The sequence below is a fragment of the Serratia sp. 1D1416 genome (assembly GCF_003641105.1).
Classification (GTDB): domain Bacteria; phylum Pseudomonadota; class Gammaproteobacteria; order Enterobacterales; family Enterobacteriaceae; genus Serratia; species Serratia ficaria.
Map to the genome: position 1 here is coordinate 3,609,867 of NZ_CP032738.1, position 18,315 is coordinate 3,628,181.

The window sequence follows — 18,315 nt, forward strand, 5'->3', positions numbered from 1 at the left end:
GTTATCCCTCCTTTTTTACGAGAGCGAACAATGCAGCTTGCGCCGTTTTAAAATCATAGACATCGGTAGGAACCTGCAGGCCTGCTTGCTGGATTTTTCGCATTAATTGGGTGATGGCTGGCAGTGCTAACCCCACTTCAGTGAGCCGCTCGGCCTGAGCAAATATTTCATATATCGGACCCTCCAGCCATAACCTACCCTGGTGGAGCACAACTAACTTTTGAGCATATTCAGCGACATCGTCCATAGAGTGAGAAACGATGACAATGCTGCTGTTATGCTCTTTTTGATAGTTTTTCAAACTGCTGTAGATGCGCTCTCTGCTTTTGGGATCGAGGCCGGCGGTCGGTTCGTCTAAAACCAGAACTTTGGGGTGTAACGCCATGGTACTGGCTAAAGCTACGCGGCGCATTTCTCCACCGGATAACAGGAAAGGTGAGCGCTTCAGATAACTCTCGTCCAGATCAAGCATGGCCATTGTCGCGCTGATGCGTTCGGTTTGTTCAACTGGCGGCACACGTTGGTTGTTTAGACCGTAAGCCAGTTCTTCCCGGACCGTATCGCAAAAAAGCTGATGTTCCGGGTATTGAAAAGAGACACCCACATCAAAGCGCAGCTGCTGCAGGTTGAACCTTTTCATCCAGATGTTTTGACCGCAGTAGGCAACGGTTCCCGTTGTCGGACGCAAAAGCCCATTCAGCATCCGTAATAAAGTTGATTTCCCGCTGCCTGTTTGACCGATAACGCCGATAAAGTCGCCGGTTTCAATCGTAAGGTTCAGGCCCTGTAACGCCTGTTTTTCAAAAGGAGTTCCTTGATTATAGATATGGCTGATGTTTCTTAGTTCCAGAATCGGCATTAGGTTGGATTTTCCCCCATACTCATTGCCCGACGCCATCGCTGTCGGGTTACCCACGTCACCTGAATACTGGTTTTAAGCCTGTATTTAGGAGGAAAGGGGCGATGCTTCAGGAGCCGGTTTATCGATTCTCTTCAGATATCGCAGCAGCGCCTGAACAAATTCGTCCTGGGACAGGAGCGCAGTTCCTTGCTGAGCAAGCTCCATCCCTTGTCTGGCTAACGCATCGGCGAGTTTGGCCATCAGCGGGACCGTAAGGCCGATGCCCTCCAGTGTTTCTACCTGGGTGAAGACCTGTTCAGGTGCGGCATCGAACAGAATGCAGCCTTGATGCAGCACGACCACCCGACCCACCTCAACGACTTCCTCCAGTAAATGCGTCGTCATCAACACCGTCACCCCGTACTCTTTGTTGAGCGTTTTAATGATTTGCAGCACTTCCTTGCGTCCGTAAGGATCGAGCATGGAGGTGGCTTCATCAAAAAGAATACAACGAGCGTGCATCGCAAGAACGCCTGCGATGGCCACACGCTGTTTTTGGCCGCCGGAGAGCTGATAAGACGGATGAAGGCGGTATTCGTACATACCGACTCTTTTCAACGCATCATCAACGCGCGAGCGGATTTCAGCCTGCGGTACCCCAAGATTTTCCAGCGCAAAGGCGACGTCTTCCTCGACTAACGTCGAAATGATCTGATTTTCGGGATTCTGAAACACATACCCGATCCACTGGCGGATATTCAACCATGTGGTGGGATCCCGTGTATTCCATTTGCCCTGAATCATGACGGTACCATTTTTCGGCATGATCAAAGCATTGAAATGCTGCAGCAGTGTGGATTTCCCTGAACCATTTGAGCCGAGCAGGGCGGTAAGGCTGCCTTCTTCAATGGAAATATTCAGATCTTGGAAAAGCGGCTGCGCACTATTTTTATAACCAAAACGCAGTTGGTGTGTTTCAATACTTTTCGTCATGCCGGTTGCCATTTTCCTTCTGCATTCATCAATAAGCAGCGCCGTTTTGTTCAGCAAAAATAGTCAGTGCTTTTTTAATCGGTCTGTACAGCAATCTAACAATAATAATAGTGGAGACAGAATTGATGATTGCGGCCGGCAGGCTGATAAACGAACTCGTCGTGGCAGCAGCGATGCCACTTCCCTGAAGCAAAAGCAGGATGAAACCTTCCAGAAAAGACAACACAATTTTGGTTACGCCGGCGACAATCGCAACGATTGTGATATTGACGCTTTTCTGGTCGTTACGGCCCAGCAGGTTAAATACCAGAGCCACGAGAAAGGCCACGATGATCACTTCAATAATGGTGATCGCAACGAATGAGGCATAGCCGTTTAATACATCAAAGACTCCCAGGCCGATGGAGCCTGAAATCGCCCCTTTCGAAAACCCAAGAAACAAGACAGCGAGCACTACCAGCGAATTGCCAAAATGAATGAACGGTGTTCCTACTGCTGCGGGCAATGGGATGCGGAAAAGCTGGATGCCGACATAAATAATGGCGGCAAATAAGCCGACAAGGACGATATTGGTAACGGAAACGCCTTGATTTATGATTTTAGGCGTATTTTCTTTTTTTTCTGTCATTTTATCCTCTCTCCTATTTTTCAATATTTTTTTCTTAGGGGTAGGACTATCTTAGTTAATCCAGACCCTATTTTTCATTCGGAGGTGTGCGATGCCTGCAACATAGATTCCCGGTGGGTTGGGATCGCGAAAATATAGAGGGTGCAAAAGCCAGTCTACCATCACTGACTATATTCAATAGTGATTAATCAAGCGTTATTGCAAATATGAGATCGGGCGAACAGTTTTCCAATTATGAAATTTTATATTTCGAATTTCCGGCTTGCCAAGCGTATCTCGCTGCAATAGTGTCGAGTGATTATATAAGATTGAAATGCCATAAAGGCAAAGTTACGCATTGGGTCAGGGGATTACTGTGCCTAAAATTAATTATAGGCTACACTGGTAGCAGCGAATTTTTATATTTAATTTCACCGGTTGTAACGAATGCGGTGCGGTTCACTGAACAGGAACCGTTACCTGAAATTCCATACTGAACGGAGTCCCTTGCATGAAGAAAATATCCCAAAAATGTGCGCTCTTGCTCGCCGGGCTGGCGCTGTCCTTTACCTGTGCCGCCGGCCCGCAGCTGATATCGGTGGCGCCGGACCGGCCGGGTACCCTCCTTGTCACCGTGGACTGGGGGAAAATGGCCTCTGACCCGCAACGCGGTGAGTTCAGGCTTCCCTGCGCCGGCGGAAACTGCGAGCAACAGGACGTTGGCCTACTTGCAAACATCAACGGCGAGGACGAGTTTTTTCCGCCCGTGACATCTAAACTCCAGTCTACTGTCGCCTCAGAGGCGGATGCGCTCCAGCGTCTGATTGCCGGAAACCGCAAGTCCGGCGTGTGGCGGTACCGGGTCCCGGTACCGGTAACCTCTGATTTATGCTTTAAGTACACGCTCGGCAGCGCTTTTAAAGTACATGAATTTCACCAGCCGGCCTGCATTGCGAAGGCACTGTTGACGCCGGGGAAAAGTCAGCCGTAATTTGGCAATTAAAGGGTTAGCGATAACGTTATTGGCAGCTCTCGCCATTGGCTGGAGCTGCACGCCTGAGGAGAACTAGACGATTAACGAATCATAATTTTTTCGGCGATAGTTGAACACGGACCAGATCCATAGCACCACAAACAGCGCAATAGCGGCGTAACCGACGCTCCCCAGGTTGTCATTGAGGATCTCAATGCCGTACCATAGCCCGCCTTGCAGTTTCAGTTTGTCGGCTAACAATCCCAGGCCTTCCAACCCACCGATCACCAAAGCGATCGTCGCACTGGCGGCGGTGATGGTCATATTGTAATACAGCTTGCGGATCGGTTTATTGAACGCCCAGCCGTAAGCGCCGACCATCACAAAGTTATCCAGTGAGTCGATTAGCGCCATGCCGCTGGCAAACAGCACCGGAAAAACCATGATCGACCAGACCGGCATGCCGGAGGTGGCACCGCTCGCGGAGATACTCAGCAACCCCACCTCGGTGGCGGTATCAAAACCCAGACCAAACAAAAAACCGACCAAATACATATGCCAGCTTTTATTGACCAGGTTAAAGGCAAAGCGATACAGGCGCGTCATTACACCGCCGCTACCGTTAACCAGCAGCGCAACGTCCTGTTCCACCAGTTTCTCGCCGCGCTTCACCCGGCGGAAAATGCGGTAAACGTCTCTGAATATCAGCCAGTTCAACCACGCCATCGCCAGGAGGAACAACGAGGAGATCAGCGTGCCCAGGGTCGTGCCGTATTGATGCAGCCAACCGATACGCTCGCCAAATGCCATCGAGGTGGCGGCAATCGCCATGCAGGCCAGCATCACGATGCTGGAATGCCCCAGCGAGAAAAATGCCCCGACGGAAACCGGGCGCTGGCCTTGCTGCATCAACTTACGGGTGACGTTATCGATAGCGGCGATATGATCGGCATCCACCGCATGGCGCAGGCCGTAGCCATAAGCTAACAGGGCGGCTGCAATCAGCGTCGGATGGGGGTGGAAGGCGGCAAAGGCGGCGGCCCATGCCAGCAGGTTCAGCGCCACTAATGCCAGTAATAGCCAAAAGGCGCGGGTATGCGTGCGGAAAAACTCGCGGTTCAACATGTCACATCCTGTCAAAGTTTGCAGAAGAAGCGGGGGAATGTTGCGCACAGGCGACCAGCGCCTGGCCGAACGCCAACCCGCCATCGCCGGCAGGCAGCCGTTGCGGCAGCAGCACCTGCAAGGGTGCCAGGTGATGCCGTAGCCGTTGGCGCAGCAGCCGGTTGTGGAGAACGCCGCCGCTTAGCGCCACATGCTCAATGTGCTGTTGAGCGGCAAAATGTTTGGCCAGCTGGGCAAATCCTTGCGCCAAGGCATCATGGAACGCCCAGGCCCGTTGAACGGCCGGTGCTTGCCAGGCCAGCCATTGCCGCCAAAACACGGCCAAATCGAGCTGTTCTGCGCAACGTGGCAGCGTCACAGGATGGGAGCAAGGGCCGCTTTGGTGGCCCAGAGCCTCAAAAATGCTTGCGGCTTCGCCCTCCCAGCTTTGCCGATCGGGCGCACATCCCAGCGCGGCGGCGGCCGCGTCAAACAGACGGCCACAAGAGGAGGCCAGCGGTGCATTGATGCCGGCGTCAATGGCTTGGAGCAGGGGGCGCCAGGCACGCGTCAATAGCCGTTCAGCCTGCGGGCAGTTTTGCCAGCCCGGTACGAAGCGCGCAAAATGCGCCAGTTGGTTGCGCCAGGGCTGTAGTGCGGCCAAATCGCCTCCGGGCAGTGCCACGGCCGGTAATCCCCCCAGGTGCCGACAGCGACGATAATCAACCAACAGGCATTCTCCGCCCCATAGGGCACCGTCCTGCCCGTATCCCAGGCCATCCAGCGCCAGGCCGATGATCGCACCGCCTTCCAGCGGCCAATGGTGTTCACCCAGACAAGCGGCAATATGCGCGTGATGGTGCAACACCGCGGTCACCGGCAACGACTGCCTTGCGGCCCATCGGTGGCTGACATAATCGGGGTGGGCGTCGCTGGCCAGCCGCTGTGGCTGGCAATGGTATAAGCCGATAAAATGTTGTATCGCCTGTTGCCACTGCTGTTGAATATCTTCTGGTTCTAAATCGCCAAAATGCGCACCAAGCAGGGCTTGATCTCCCTGCACTAAACAAAAGGTACTCTTGCGATCGCCGCCCACCGCCAATAATGGGCGTTGGGAAGGGAAACCGGGGGGCAGCGGCAAGGCATCGGGAACGAACCCCCGAGCCCGACGCAGCATTTCATGACCTTCGGGTAGCAGACGCACCAAAGAATCGTCGGCGCGCTGTACAATCTCGCGATCGTGCAGTAGCCACAGGTCGGCAATTCCGGCCAAATCAGCCAGTGCCTCGTTATTGGTTAACGCAGGTGCGCGGCCGGCTGCATTGCCGGATGTCATCACCAGCGGGCGTTGTATCCCCTGCATCAGTAAATGGTGCAAGGGGTTGGCGGGCAACATCAGGCCCACTTCATCCAGCTGCGGGGCGATAGCCTCAGACAGCGGCGAATGGGGCGAGTGGGGTACCAGCACGATGGGCGCGGCGGCAGAAGTCAACGATGCCTGCATTTGCGCCAAATCAATACCATGGGTGCAACGAGCCAGCCAGTCGACCTGCGGCAACATCACCGCCAGAGGTTTGCTGGGGCGGCGTTTGCGCCATCGTAAACGTTCGACGGCCTGTGTATCGGTGGCGTCGCAAGCCAGGTGAAATCCGCCCATCCCTTTGATGGCCACAATCTGCCCGGCGGCCAATGCGGCTATCGCCTGTTGCAAGGCTTCCTCGCCCCGATGCCGGAGGTGCCCTTGCGCATCATGGCCGAACAGCCGAGGTCCGCAGTCGCTGCAGGCTACAGGCTGAGCGTGAAAACGCCGATCGTGCGGCGAGAGGTATTCCCGCTCACATGGCTGACAAAGGGAGAAGGGCGCCATGCTGGTTGCCGGCCGATCGTAAGGCATGGCGCGAATGATGGTGAAACGCGGGCCACAGCCTGTGCAATTGATAAAGGGATAGCGGTAGCGTCGATCTTGCGGATCGTTCATTTCCTGCAGGCATTGCGGGCAGGTTGCCGCATCCGGGACAATCTGCGTCATCATGGCGCCACATTGGCTGGGGCGAATACGAAAATCATCGGGCGCTTGCAGCCAGCTAAAAAGGCGCTTGTGGATACCCTCGATCTGCGCCAGGGGCGGCGCCTGCTGGTACAGCTCGTGCAGAAACATCTCAAGATCGACGGGCTGCGCCAGGCGAATTTCCACTCCGGCGCTGTCGTTCCAGACCTCGCCGCGCAGGTTGAGCTGTTCGGCCAATTGCCAGACAAAAGGCCGAAAGCCCACCCCTTGTACTTTACCGCTGATCCGCAGCAGTAGCCCTGATTGGGACATTTTTTATTACCTTCTGCCGGGGCTGCCGGTCGGCCCCCGGGAAACTTATTGCTCAGCAGACGCTGCATTCGCGTTAAGGGGAGCGAATATATTCGCCCCCTTGCCAAGATGAGCGGATTACATCACGTCTTCCGCTGCGCTGCGCAGGCGAGCTTTCATCTCGCTGTAGCTCTGCTGCGCATAGCTTTCTGCCCAGTGCTGATCGGCAATCGCCTCCAGTTTTACCGCGCAGTATTTGGTTTCCGGCGTTTTGGAGATCGGGTCCAGATTCTCCTGGGTCAGTTCGTTGCAGGCGCCGATCCACCACTGGTAGGTCATATAAACCGCCCCCAGGTTGATGCGCTCGTTATAGTTGGCGCGGCTGATCACCTTGCCGCGACGTGAGGAAACCCACACCAGTTGCTGATCGGCAATGCCCAGCGCGGCGGCATCCTGAGGATTGATTTGCACGAAACCGGGCTCATCCGCCAGCGTTTGCAGGGCCGCACAATTGCCGGTCATGGAACGGCAAGAATAATGGCCGACCTCACGCACGGTACAGAGCACCAGCGGGTAAGCGGCGTCCGGGATCTCCGCCGGCGCCCGCCAGGGGGTGGCGAACAATTGGCCCTTGCCGGATGGCGTAGTGAACTGGTTCCCCTGATACAGGTATGGCGTTCCCTGACTTTCCAGCGTGGTACATGGCCATTGTACGTGGCCAAGCTCGCCTATTTTTTCGTAGGTAGCACCGTAAAACAGCGGGCAGAGTTCGCGCATTTCGTCCCAGATCTGTTGGTTGTCTTCGTAATGCATCGGATAGCCCATTTCACTGGCCAGCAGGCTGATGATTTCCCAGTCGCGCTTGACGTTGTACTGCGGCTCAATGGCCTTTTCGAAGCGCTGGAACCCGCGATCGGCGCAGGAGAACACGCCGCCATGTTCGCCCCAGGAGGTGGCGGGCAAGATCACATCCGCCTGTTCGGCGGTTTTGGTCATAAAGATGTCTTGCACCACCACAAATTCCAGCTTTTCAAACGCGCTGCGCACCTGGCTCAAATCAGCCTCGGTTTGTAGCGGATCCTCCCCCATGATGTAGTAGGCCTTCACTTTGCCCTCATGGACCAAATGAGGGATTTCGGTAATGCGATAACCGATGTTCGGATCCATCTGCGCGGCGTCGATACCCCAGGCCGCGGCGAATTTGGCGCGCACTTCGGCATCGGTGACCGCCTGATAACCCGGAAACTCGTTGGGCAACACGCCCATGTCGCAGGCGCCTTGCACGTTGTTCTGCCCCCGTACCGGGCCGACGCCGACGTTGGCACGCCCCAGATTGCCGGTGAGCAGTGCCAGGCTGGCGAGGCCCTTGACCACGTCAACCGCCTGGCCGAACTGGGTCACGCCCATGCCCCACATGATGGTGGCCGATGGCGCGCTGGCGTAGGTGCGCATCGCCTGGCGGATCTGCTGAGCGGTGACGCCGGTCAGGTGTTCCACCGCCTCTGGGGCATAATCCGCCACTTGCTGGCGGTAAGCGTCGAATCCCTCGGTGTATTTTGCGACGTAATCGCGGTCATACAGGTTTTCTTCAATCAGCACGTAGCCGAAGGCATTCACCAGCGCCATATTGCAGCCGTTCTTGATCTGCAAGTGCTGGTCGGCAATACGCGCGGTCTCGATGCGGCGCGGATCGCACACGACGATTTTCGCGCCTTTTTCTTTAGCTTTCAGTACCCGGCGCGCCACGATAGGGTGCGAATCGGCACAGTTGTAGCCGATGATCAGCAGGCATTTGGAATTTTCGATATCGCCAATCGAGTTGCTCATCGCGCCGTTGCCCAGCGTGGCCTGCAAACCCGCTACCGAGGGGCCGTGGCAGACGCGGGCGCAGCAATCGACGTTATTGGTGCCGATCACCGCACGGGCGAATTTCTGCATCACGTAGTTGGTTTCATTGCCGGTACCGCGTGATGAGCCGGTGTGCATGATGGCGCCGGCGCCGTGCTGACCTTTGATCTGTTGCAGCCGTTGCGCGGTATAGCGGATCGCCTCGTCCCAGCTGACGGCTTCAAACTTGCCGCCTTTCTGCCGGCGGATCAGCGGCTGGCTCAGGCGCGGGGTCAAGAGTTTGGTATCGTTAAGGAAGTCCCAGCCGTAATAGCCTTTCAGGCACAGCTCGCCCTGATTGGTTACGCCGTCGGCCGCTTCGGCGCGGATGATCTTGCCGTTGTCGACCACCAGTTTCATTTTGCAGCCTGCACCGCAGTAGGGGCAGACGGTCGTGATTTTTTTCATCGGTTCAGTTCCTAAAACAGGGATGACATAGTGTCGAGCGCGGCGCGGCGGCGCTTCTCGGCGTTCATTTCCTGCAGCATGTTGCGATCGACGCAGTGCAGCGCCTTGGTTGGGCAGATTTCCATGCAGGCTGGTCCGCTATCGCGTTCAATGCACAGGTCGCATTTATGCGCTTCGGCTTTCTCAGTGGGTGCGCTCATCATGGCGCCGCTTTGGCGGACAACCGGGCGGGTGATCACCTCCATTGCGCCGTAAGGGCAGGCAACCACGCAGGTTTTGCAACCGATGCAGCGTTCCTGCATCACCAGTACCATGCCGTTGGTGCGGCTGATGGCGCCGTTTGGACAGACGTTGGAGCAGGGCGCGTCCTCACATTGGCGGCAGAGTACGGCGGTGCTGACGTTGACGCCTTTGATCACATGCAGGCGCGGGGCAAAGCTGGCGGCGTTCAACGCCGAAATATCCTGGTTTTCGCTGTGCGCCATCACGCAGGCAATTTCACAGGTACGGCAGCCGATGCACTTTTTAGGATCGGCGATGATAAACCGGTTCATCAATAACTCCTGGGATACCCTTTGTCCGGGTATGGCAAAAGAGGGAACCCTGCTTAAGCATAAAGCGCGCCAATCCTGTAAGGCGATAAAAATCAGATGGTTATCTCGGCAGTGATGAGATGGCCGACGGCGAATCGACATAAATGACGATGTCGCGTCAGGCATGCGTCACCACCAGTCGTGGGTAGCCCCCTTGGGCAGGCCAGTTATGCAGCCGTTGATGCAGGATCGTTACCGCCCGCTGTACCGCCGCGCCGATCGGGTGGTAAAACGCCACCACCTCCGGCTGAATGCCGATAAATGTAATGTCCGGTATGTCTTCGCGCAGTTGGTCGATAAGAACGTTGAGCGGCAGGTTATGGGTGGTCACGATAAACATGGCTGCGATATCTTTTTCGTCGATCGTCCGGGTTTCCCCCGGCGCCAGCCCCATATCGGTAGCATCGACGATCACCAACCGTTTCGGCTTCAGTTCGCGGATATGGCCGATGTCATTTTCCGGCGCGGCACCGCCGTCAATCACCGTCCAGCCGGCGGGAGGGGTGCGGGCACAGAGCTCCGCCAGCAGCGGCCCGGCACCGTCATCGCCCATCATGCAGTTGCCCACACAGAGTAAAACGTCAGTCATCATGCCTCCGCACCATCAGGTAAATGGCAGGTTCGTTTTCTATCGATTGCAGCAGGGAGAGCAGCTGTTGGTTGTAGCCCTGCTGCTCCGCATTCATTTGCACGGCCGCACGGCTTAACGCATTAGCCAGCAGGTGGGTGTGGCTGTTGTCGATGCAGATTTCACCAAAGCGGTCGACGCCTTCCAGCTTGCGCCGTGCGCTGCTGCCGGCGGGCAATTGCGCGATCCAGGCGCGGAAAGCCGCTAGTGGGCAGCTGAATTTGGCTTCCAGGCAGTCGATGACCCCCAGATGGTGACCGATGGCCAGGCTGTAATAGATCACCTCCTGTGCTTTCGGCGGCGCCTTTTTCTCCTGCACAAATTTGCGGCTCAGGGAGTAAAATACCACCTGACCTTGAGAACCCGTCATAACCGCAGCTCCCCACGCAGTACCCGTTGGTAAATAGCCAGCAGGTTGCCGACAATTTCGCTCAGGCGCAGGTCGTCTTGCTGTTGCAGGTAAGCGGCAATTCGCCGTTCGACCGACTCTGGGCCGTTCGTTGCCAGCAGCTGCATAAATTGGTCGGCGATTTGGCGGCCGTAGCGGTAACCGGCCATGCGCCGGGCTTCGCGATCCAGCAGCACCCGCAGCGGCTGGGGAAGTTGCGGATGCCGCAGGCGGGTCGCTTCACCCCGGGTTTCGTCATGGTGCCGGCCTTTTATTTTCTGATCCAACAGGCCGAGCGCCATGGCGAAGCCGTAAATGGTCGCCGCCGGCGTCGGCGGGCAGCCGGGAATATAGACATCCACCGGTACGATGCGATCGGTGCCGCCCCAGACGCAGTAGAGATCGTGGAAGATGCCGCCGCTGTTGCCGCAGGCACCGTAAGAGATGCTGATTTTCGGATCGGGCGAAGCCTGCCAGGCGCGGATTGCCGGAATGCGCATGGCGCGGGTAACCGCACCGGTAAACAGTAAAATGTCGGCATGGCGCGGAGAAGGAACCACTTTGATGCCGAAGCGTTCAGCGTCAAACAGCGGTGAAATGGCGGCAAAGATCTCAATTTCGCAGCCATTGCAGCCGCCGCAGTCCACCCGATAAACGTAGGCGGAACGGCGAATATCCCGCAACAGGGTGGTTTTCAGCCTGGCGATACTTTCGTCGAGGGTGATCGGCACCGGCAGACCATGCTCATCGCGAGGCCCAATCAATGGCTGATTCATAAAATGACCTCCCGGATCAAATGGCGACCAACGTCAATGCGATCGGCCTGGGCCAGGTTCTGCTGCCGCTTGCAGGCCGGGCAGGTTTCAAACTGCGCGCGGCGGCTTGCCGCTTCCGAGCGGCTCAAGCCGAGCAACGCAATGGCATAATCAATTTCCTTTTGCGACGCATAGGCTTTGCCGCATTGACGGCAGTGGCAAAGGGCGAAATCGGCCTGTTCGAACAGATCCTCTTTACGCCATACGGCGAGTTCGAACTGCTGCGAAAGCCGAATGGCGGCGGTTGGGCACACCTCCTCGCAGCGGGCACAGAAGATGCAGCGCCCGAGAAACAGCTGCCAGCGTACCCTTCCGCAGGCCAGGTCGGTGCTCATGGTCAACGCATTGGATGGGCAAGCATTGGCGCAGGCTCCACAGGCAATGCACTGCTGTGGGGTGTATTCGGGTTTGCCGCGAAAGTTCGGGTCAACAACCAACGGCTGGGCCGGATAATCGACGGTGGCCGGCCCGGCCTTCAACGCTTTTTTAATCAGTTTCAGCATGGTGGGCTCCGGTTAGAACGGCTTGTTTTTCCGTTCGATGCCATAACGCTCGATCTCTTTGTATGGCACGATGATTGACTGGCGTTTGCGTACGTCGACGATGGTCATGCGATCGGTGCAGGAGTAGCAGGGGTCCAGACTGCCGATGATCAGCGGGGCGTCAGAAACCGTATTGCCGCGCAGCATGTAACGCAGGGTGGGCCAATTGGCGTAGGTGGCGGCACGGCAGCGCCAGCGGAACAGCTTTTGGTTATCGCCGGTCATGCTCCAGTGGATATCATCGCCCCGTGGCGCTTCGGCAAAGCCCAGGGCAAAGCGGTGGGGGATATAAGTGAACCCGTCTACCGCCAGCGGCCCGCCCGGCAAGCTCTGCAGCCCGAATTCGATGATGCCGAGCGAGTTGAACACTTCGTGAATGCGCACCTTCAGCCGTGAATAGACGTCGCAGCCGCTTTCCACGCACAGCGCTACCGGCAGTTTGGCGTAGCCGGCAAACGGATGGTCGATGCGGGTATCACGACGGTGGCCGCTGCCACGGATCATCGGCCCGACGTTGCTGTAGTCGCGGGCCACCTGAGGATCGAGGCGGCCAACTCCCCGGCTGCGTTGCTCGGTGTTTGGCGTACTCAGCAAAATATCGACCAGATCCGTCAGTTCGCTGCGCATTTGCCCGGCCAGCCGCAGGGTTTGCAGCATGTCATCTTTCAAAATGTCGCGGCGAATGCCGCCGATCAGGTTCAAACCATAGGTTTTGCGCGCACCGGTCAGTATTTCAGCCATTTTCATCGACTGTTCGCGTACGCGGAAGAATTGCATAAAGCCGGAGTCGAAGCCGACGAAATGGCAGGCCAATCCCAAATTCAGCAGGTGACTGTGCAGCCGTTCCACTTCCAGCAGGATCGAGCGGATCATCTGAGCGCGCTCCGGCACCTGAATGCCCATGGCATTTTCGACCGAGCTGGTGTACGCCACGCTGTGGGTAAAACCGCAAATGCCGCACACCCGATCCGACAGGAAGGTCACTTCGTTGTAGCCCATACGGGTTTCTGCCAGCTTCTCCATTCCGCGGTGCACGTAAAACAAACGGTAGTCGGCGTCGATAATGTCTTCGCCGTCGACGAACAGCCGAAAATGGCCGGGCTCATCCGAGGTGATATGCAAGGGGCCGATCGGCACCACATTGGCGTTGGCGCCGGCCTGGCTCTCGAACGGATAGGTTTCTACGTCGGTGGTCGGCGCGGGCCGCTGGCGGTAATCCATGGCGTCTTTGCGCAGCGGGTAGAGGTTGTCCGGCCAGTCGTCAGGCAACACCAGCCGGCGCTCGTCCGGCAGGCCAATTGGGCGCAAACCATACATGTCGCGCACTTCGCGTTCGCCCCAGACGGCGGCAGGTACCCGCGGTGTCACCGACGGGAACTCCAGCGTTTGCGCATCCACTTCGGCACGCACCGTAATCCAGCATTTGGTGCCTTGCTCCATCGACAGCACGTAATACAGTGCGTAATGACCGCACAGCGTGCGTTCGTCGTTGCCAAACAGCACCGACAACCAGCCACCCCGTTGGTAATACAGCCATTCCACCACTTCCGGCAACGTATTGAGTTTGACGGTGACCGTCAACTGATCGGCGGTTTGCCATTCGGCTGCCAGTATTGCCGCAGGGAATTGTTGCTGCAGCTCGGCCAGATAGTGCCGTCCTTGATATTCGTTAGTCATTCTTGATTGCCTTAATCATTTTCAGCCGACGACCAGCCAGGAAACCAGCGCCAGAAAAGCCAGACCAAAACCGGCCCAGGTGGCGGGTGCCGTTTTCAGGAAACGCAAACGCGCCACGCTATTCTCTATTACCGCGATCAGGATCACCGCACACAGCAGCTTGAGCAGCGCCAACTCCAGCGCCGGCAGCCATTGAATAGCGGTGATCTGGGCCGCTTGCCCCCAGGGCAGGAACACGCCGAGGAACAGTTGCAGCACCACCAGCTGTTTGAGGTTGATGCCCCACTTCAGAATGCCGAGTTCGGCGCCGGAATATTCCGTCAGTGGGCCTTCTTGCAGTTCTTGCTCGGCCTCTGCCATATCAAAAGGCAGCTTGCCCATCTCGATATAGGTCGCGAATGCGCAGGCCAAACCGGCCAGCAGCAGCGGCAGCCAGGCGCGATGCGGCAACGCCAGCAGGCTCTGCGCCATGGCGCTCAGCTGAGTCGAGCCGGCGACCAGAGCCGTCACCCACAGCCCCAGCAACAGGATCGGTTCAACCAGAATGCCCAGCACCGCCTCGCGGCTGGCCCCGATGGCGGTAAAGGGGCTGCCGGTATCCAGACCGGCAATGGCGAATACAAAGCGCACCGCGGCGAACAGATAGAGTAAGGTAATCACATCGCCGATGGCGGGCAGCGGCGAGGCGGTGGTCAGCATCGGCAACGCGCAAGCGATAGTCAGCAGGGTGCCTGTCAGCAGGTAAGGCATGGCGTGAAAGGCCGGACCGGAAGCCGACGGCGCTACGCTTTGCCGCTTAAGCAATTTGCCGATATCACGGTATTCCTGCAATACACCGGGGCCTCGGCGGCCATGGATACGCGCACGCAGCATCCGGCTAATTCCGGCGAATAGCGGGGCTATGGCCAGTAACAGCAGGGCCTGCGCCAGGCCGAGTAACACATTGGGACTGGTCATTGTCATCTCCTCAGGCAAAGGTAACCACCAGCAGCACCGCAAGCTCTACTGCGGCCAGGCCGCGGCAGAAAGCGACGAAGGCATTACGGTGAAATGGATTGACGAAAGATCCCGGCAGTCGGCGGCGTAGTCGATACAGCGGCGCAAATATCACCCGCAGTGGTTGAGCAAAGCCGGTGGCGGTGATCACCATGGCATCCTCATGGCCATAGCCGCAGGTCCAGGCGCTGCCTTGTACTCGGCGCGGTTGGCGATGCGTCCGGTAGCGGGCCGCAATCAATAACGGCAGCAGCGGCATCGCCAGCAATAACATGGCGATCAGCGGGGTATTGGACACGGACAATGCCTGTTCGGGCGTCACACCGATCAGGCGGGTAAACAGCGGCAGGATCCACGGGGCTCCCAAGCCGCAAATCAGGCACAACAACGCCGGCAGCAGGTGGCTGAGCGTCAGGCAAAGGCCAGCCTGCACGGCGTTGGCCGCGGCGGCGCAGCGCGGCGCTCCCAGGCAGGCGACACCGAACACTTTACTGATGCACATTACCGCCAGCGCGCCGGTGAGCGCCAGGGCCACCGCCAGCAGCGGGCCGAACAGATGCCCGATAAAGCCGGCGACGGCACTGAAATGGAAGAGCCCCTGATAGATCAACCATTCGCTGACGAAACCGTTCAACGGCGGCAGTGCGGCCATCGCCAGCAGACCAATCAGCAGAGAAACGGCAGTCCAGGGCATCAGCCGTGCCAGACCGCCCATTTTCTCTATGTCCTTCAGCCCGGTTTGTTGCTCGATGGCGCCCGCCGCCAGCAACAATGCGCTTTTGAACAGGCTGTGGTTCAGCAGGTGGAACAGGCCACCGGTGAGGGCGAACGCCGTCAGTAGCGGCTGTTGCAGCGCTATGCCGACCATGGCGCCGCCGATGCCCAGCAGGATGATGCCGATATTCTCCAGCGTGTGATAAGCCAGCAAACGCCGCAGATCGTGTTCCATCAACGCGTACAGGCCGCCGAAAAACGCGGTGCCGGCGGCCAGCAACAGCAGCAATAACCCCCACCACAGCGGCGGCGTGCCCAACAGATCCAGCCCCATCTTCAGAATGCCCAGCAGGCCGACTTTCATCAGCGCGCCGGAAAACAACATGGCGGCAGAGGCGGGCGCGCTGCTGTGGGCCTGGGGAACCCAGCCATGCAACGGCATTATCCCGGCAAAAATGCCAAACCCGCCCAGGGCCAGCAGGAAAACGCCGTTACGCAATGCGTCCGGTAATGGCGTTGCGCGGATCACGCTGAACTGCAGGCTATGGCTATGGGAATATATCAGCGCGAAGGCGATCGCCAACAGCAGCGTGCCTAACCGCATCAGCAGAAACTGACTGTGCCCGGCTCGCAGGCTGTTGGCATTCGGGGTATGAACGATCAGGAAATAACCGCACAGCGCCGCCAGCTCTAACGGCAACAGCAAAGCCAGGGCGTTATCGGCCATCACGGCGGCGCTCAGCGCCGCCAGCATCAGGTTGGCCAGCCCAGCCAACCGGCCGCGCGCACCGGCGTTTGGTTTGGCGAGGCTGCCGATGTGATGCAAAGCGGCGCAAATTCCACAGAGGGCTATCACCAGCAGCAATAACGCATTAAGACCGCTGATTTCCACCGCATAATTCAGCCAGGGCAGGCGGGCGCTGTGCCGCGGTGCGAACAGCATTGCCCCCGCGGCCAGCAGTGTGGCGATGGCGCACACCAGGGTACCGGCGCCCAGCATGGCACTGGCACGAGGCCAGAGTGGCAGCAGCCAGCTTAACAGGGCGACAAGGGCATAGCCAGCCAGGGCCGGCGTCAGCAACAACAATGGGTCGGAGATCATCAATTCGGCTCCTTACAGGATCCAGGGGCGGCGGTGAACGGCAATTCGGCGCTGAGCGCCTGCATGGCGTTGCGTCTTTTTTGTTCGCCGGCCTTACGCACGTCGCGGTCGCTGACCAGCCGAATGGCCTGGGTCGGACAGGTACGGATACAGGCGGGGCCTTCGGGGCTGAAAGCGCAGAGATCGCACTTCACCGCCACGGCCCGAACGCCGGGTACACAATCGAGGAACGGGCCGATCGGCCGCGGCGCTCCGGCCGCCGGCAGCGCCAGCGGCGTGCTGCAGCCCGCCGGGATCGCCATCGGGGTACTGCCGCCGAAGCCAATGGCGCCGAAGGGGCAGGCAATGCCGCAGAGTTTGCAACTGACGCACAGGCTCTCGCTCAGGACGATGGCGTCGTCCTGATGACGAATGGCGTTGACCGGGCACACTTGCGCACAGGGCGCGTCTTCACATTGACGGCACATTAGCGGTGCCGAATCGCGGGCGTTACGTATCACCTGCAAACGGGGTAACGCCTGCAAACCCTGCTGCCGATGTTCTGCGGAACAACTGGCCATGCAGGTATTACAGCCAATACACAATTTGGGGTCCGCAATAATAAAGCGGTTCATGCACACTCCTTGCTTCGTCATTTTTGACGAGGTCGTCAGTAGAAAATGACGTTTCGACAGTTTTTTGTTGGTGAATAATGACTGACAGTCAAACGGCTAAGGTTAATTTCTTCAGTGCATCGCGAATGGCATGGCCGTCATGCAGAGAATCAAACAGGCATTGATAAATAATGGCGATCTTATCCAGGTAGTGTTCAAATACCGCCTGCATGTCACGGTTGTTTATTACGTCGTCAATATTTCCGTTTTCATCCAATGTGGCATGGGCGAAAGGGACGAAGTTTTCCGCCTCATGTGCCATCGCCAAATTAATACGGTAGCAAATATCTCGGCTGTAAAACCCTTCGCTTAACGCAATGCTGACCGTAAAGTGGTTGAACAAAACAAAGCGCAGGTCCTTATCTTTACCAAAAGTAAATTTATGATTAATCTTGTTTTTCTTGGTCGTTACTGCTTTAGTTAAGGTATTGCGGTAGGTTTGCCATTGGGTCGTCAGGCGGTTGCTTTTTTTGGCGATATAATCAGCCTGGCTGGTTAATTCACTGATTCTGCTCATTGTCGTCGCTCAAGGTTTAGGTTCATTGTCGAAAATAACTCGGGCCGGCGACTTATAAGCATAAAGCGTGCCAGGCTCGATGGGTTTTAATCGTTTCTTTTGAGTCAACCGTCTGCAATCATTTGGATTATGGCGGCGTTATGCTGCTCGATAAATATGCGGCGTCTGGCTTGGTATCATATTTGCAATGATTGTGTCGCGTATTTTATCGCCAGTATCGGAGGCCGGATGCACGAAATAACCTTGTGTCAATATGCGATGGAAATAATGCAACAACAGGCGCGGCAACATCATGCCAAACGTATTACCGCGGTGTGGTTCGAGATTGGCGCATTTTCTTGCGTGGAGGCGGGATCGCTGAGGTTCTGTTTTGACATGGTGTGCCGCGACACCCTGGCCGAAGGTTGCGAGCTGCATCTGATCGAACAGCCCGCGTTGTCCTGGTGTTATGACTGCCAGGCCGATGTCGAGCTGTTGAGCCCGCAGGTTTGGGTTTGTCCGCACTGTGCCGGGCGAAATCTGCGGGTGCAGGCCGATGATGGTTTGCAAATAAAGCGCCTGGAAATTGAATAACGTAA

At 57.3% G+C, this 18,315-nt stretch carries 18 protein-coding genes; 2 read left to right on the forward strand and 16 right to left on the reverse strand.

Going from position 1 to position 18,315, the window contains the following annotated elements:
* Window position 1: 1 nt before the first annotated feature.
* From D7I37_RS17530 to D7I37_RS17540, 3 genes are all read right to left on the reverse strand, one after another.
* Window positions 2-859 carry an energy-coupling factor transporter ATPase gene (locus tag D7I37_RS17530; protein WP_165283109.1) on the reverse strand — a complete coding sequence of 286 codons (858 nt, stop codon included), beginning with the start codon at window positions 857-859 and terminating at the stop codon, window positions 2-4.
* Window positions 860-946: 87 nt separating this feature from the next.
* The gene (locus tag D7I37_RS17535; RefSeq protein ID WP_207205535.1) at window positions 947-1,891 is read right to left on the reverse strand and encodes an energy-coupling factor transporter ATPase; all 945 of its coding nucleotides are present in this window, start codon (window positions 1,889-1,891) and stop codon (window positions 947-949) included.
* Window positions 1,863-2,462 carry an ECF transporter S component gene (locus D7I37_RS17540; protein ID WP_129544069.1) on the reverse strand — a complete coding sequence of 200 codons (600 nt, stop codon included), beginning with the start codon at window positions 2,460-2,462 and terminating at the stop codon, window positions 1,863-1,865. Before D7I37_RS17540 ends, D7I37_RS17535 begins: the two co-directional genes overlap by 29 nt.
* Before the next feature lie 490 nt (window positions 2,463-2,952).
* Between D7I37_RS17540 and D7I37_RS17545 the strand changes: the two genes are divergently transcribed.
* Complete coding sequence (locus D7I37_RS17545) at window positions 2,953-3,432, forward strand: hypothetical protein (RefSeq protein ID WP_129544070.1); 480 nt, start codon at window positions 2,953-2,955, stop codon at window positions 3,430-3,432.
* 75 nt (window positions 3,433-3,507) lie between these two features.
* Here the strand turns inward: D7I37_RS17545 and D7I37_RS17550 are convergent, their stop codons facing one another.
* The 13 genes from D7I37_RS17550 to hycA all read right to left on the reverse strand — a co-directional run bounded on the left by D7I37_RS17550 (window position 3,508) and on the right by hycA (window position 17,737).
* Complete coding sequence (locus tag D7I37_RS17550; protein WP_129544071.1) at window positions 3,508-4,539, reverse strand: HoxN/HupN/NixA family nickel/cobalt transporter; 1,032 nt, start codon at window positions 4,537-4,539, stop codon at window positions 3,508-3,510.
* Between the two features lies 1 nt (window position 4,540).
* Window positions 4,541-6,838, reverse strand: coding sequence for a carbamoyltransferase HypF (gene hypF / locus D7I37_RS17555; protein ID WP_129544072.1), 2,298 nt, complete (start codon window positions 6,836-6,838; stop codon window positions 4,541-4,543).
* Between the two features lie 117 nt (window positions 6,839-6,955).
* Window positions 6,956-9,112: a formate dehydrogenase subunit alpha gene (gene fdhF, locus D7I37_RS17560; protein WP_129544073.1), complete on the reverse strand. Its 2,157-nt coding sequence runs from the start codon at window positions 9,110-9,112 to the stop codon at window positions 6,956-6,958.
* An 11-nt stretch (window positions 9,113-9,123) separates the two neighbouring features.
* A complete protein-coding gene (gene hydN / locus D7I37_RS17565; protein ID WP_129544074.1) occupies window positions 9,124-9,666 on the reverse strand; it encodes an electron transport protein HydN in 543 nt (180 codons plus the stop codon).
* A gap of 157 nt (window positions 9,667-9,823) precedes the next feature.
* Window positions 9,824-10,294: a hydrogenase maturation peptidase HycI gene (hycI, locus tag D7I37_RS17570; protein WP_129544788.1), complete on the reverse strand. Its 471-nt coding sequence runs from the start codon at window positions 10,292-10,294 to the stop codon at window positions 9,824-9,826.
* The gene (locus tag D7I37_RS17575) at window positions 10,287-10,703 is read right to left on the reverse strand and encodes a formate hydrogenlyase maturation HycH family protein (protein WP_129544075.1); all 417 of its coding nucleotides are present in this window, start codon (window positions 10,701-10,703) and stop codon (window positions 10,287-10,289) included. The genes hycI and D7I37_RS17575 overlap by 8 nt, the downstream gene beginning before the upstream one ends.
* A complete protein-coding gene (locus tag D7I37_RS17580) occupies window positions 10,700-11,497 on the reverse strand; it encodes an NADH-quinone oxidoreductase subunit B family protein (protein WP_129544076.1) in 798 nt (265 codons plus the stop codon). The genes D7I37_RS17575 and D7I37_RS17580 overlap by 4 nt, the downstream gene beginning before the upstream one ends.
* Window positions 11,494-12,039 (reverse strand): formate hydrogenlyase complex iron-sulfur subunit, encoded by a 546-nt coding sequence (locus D7I37_RS17585; RefSeq protein ID WP_129544077.1) that lies wholly within the window; start codon window positions 12,037-12,039, stop codon window positions 11,494-11,496. Before D7I37_RS17585 ends, D7I37_RS17580 begins: the two co-directional genes overlap by 4 nt.
* Window positions 12,040-12,051: 12 nt before the next feature.
* Window positions 12,052-13,755, reverse strand: coding sequence for an NADH-quinone oxidoreductase subunit C (locus tag D7I37_RS17590; protein ID WP_129544078.1), 1,704 nt, complete (start codon window positions 13,753-13,755; stop codon window positions 12,052-12,054).
* Window positions 13,756-13,776: 21 nt separating this feature from the next.
* Entirely contained in the window at window positions 13,777-14,712 is a 936-nt protein-coding gene (locus D7I37_RS17595) for a respiratory chain complex I subunit 1 family protein (RefSeq protein ID WP_129544079.1), read from the reverse strand.
* A gap of 10 nt (window positions 14,713-14,722) precedes the next feature.
* Complete coding sequence (locus D7I37_RS17600; RefSeq protein ID WP_129544080.1) at window positions 14,723-16,567, reverse strand: proton-conducting transporter membrane subunit; 1,845 nt, start codon at window positions 16,565-16,567, stop codon at window positions 14,723-14,725.
* Window positions 16,567-17,181, reverse strand: a complete 615-nt coding sequence (locus D7I37_RS17605) for a 4Fe-4S dicluster domain-containing protein (protein WP_129544081.1) — start codon at window positions 17,179-17,181, stop codon at window positions 16,567-16,569. Before D7I37_RS17605 ends, D7I37_RS17600 begins: the two co-directional genes overlap by 1 nt.
* Before the next feature lie 88 nt (window positions 17,182-17,269).
* A complete protein-coding gene (gene hycA, locus D7I37_RS17610) occupies window positions 17,270-17,737 on the reverse strand; it encodes a formate hydrogenlyase regulator HycA (RefSeq protein WP_129544082.1) in 468 nt (155 codons plus the stop codon).
* A gap of 228 nt (window positions 17,738-17,965) precedes the next feature.
* Between hycA and hypA the strand changes: the two genes are divergently transcribed.
* Window positions 17,966-18,310: a hydrogenase maturation nickel metallochaperone HypA gene (gene hypA, locus D7I37_RS17615; protein WP_129544083.1), complete on the forward strand. Its 345-nt coding sequence runs from the start codon at window positions 17,966-17,968 to the stop codon at window positions 18,308-18,310.
* The last annotated feature ends 5 nt before the right edge of the window (window positions 18,311-18,315 follow it).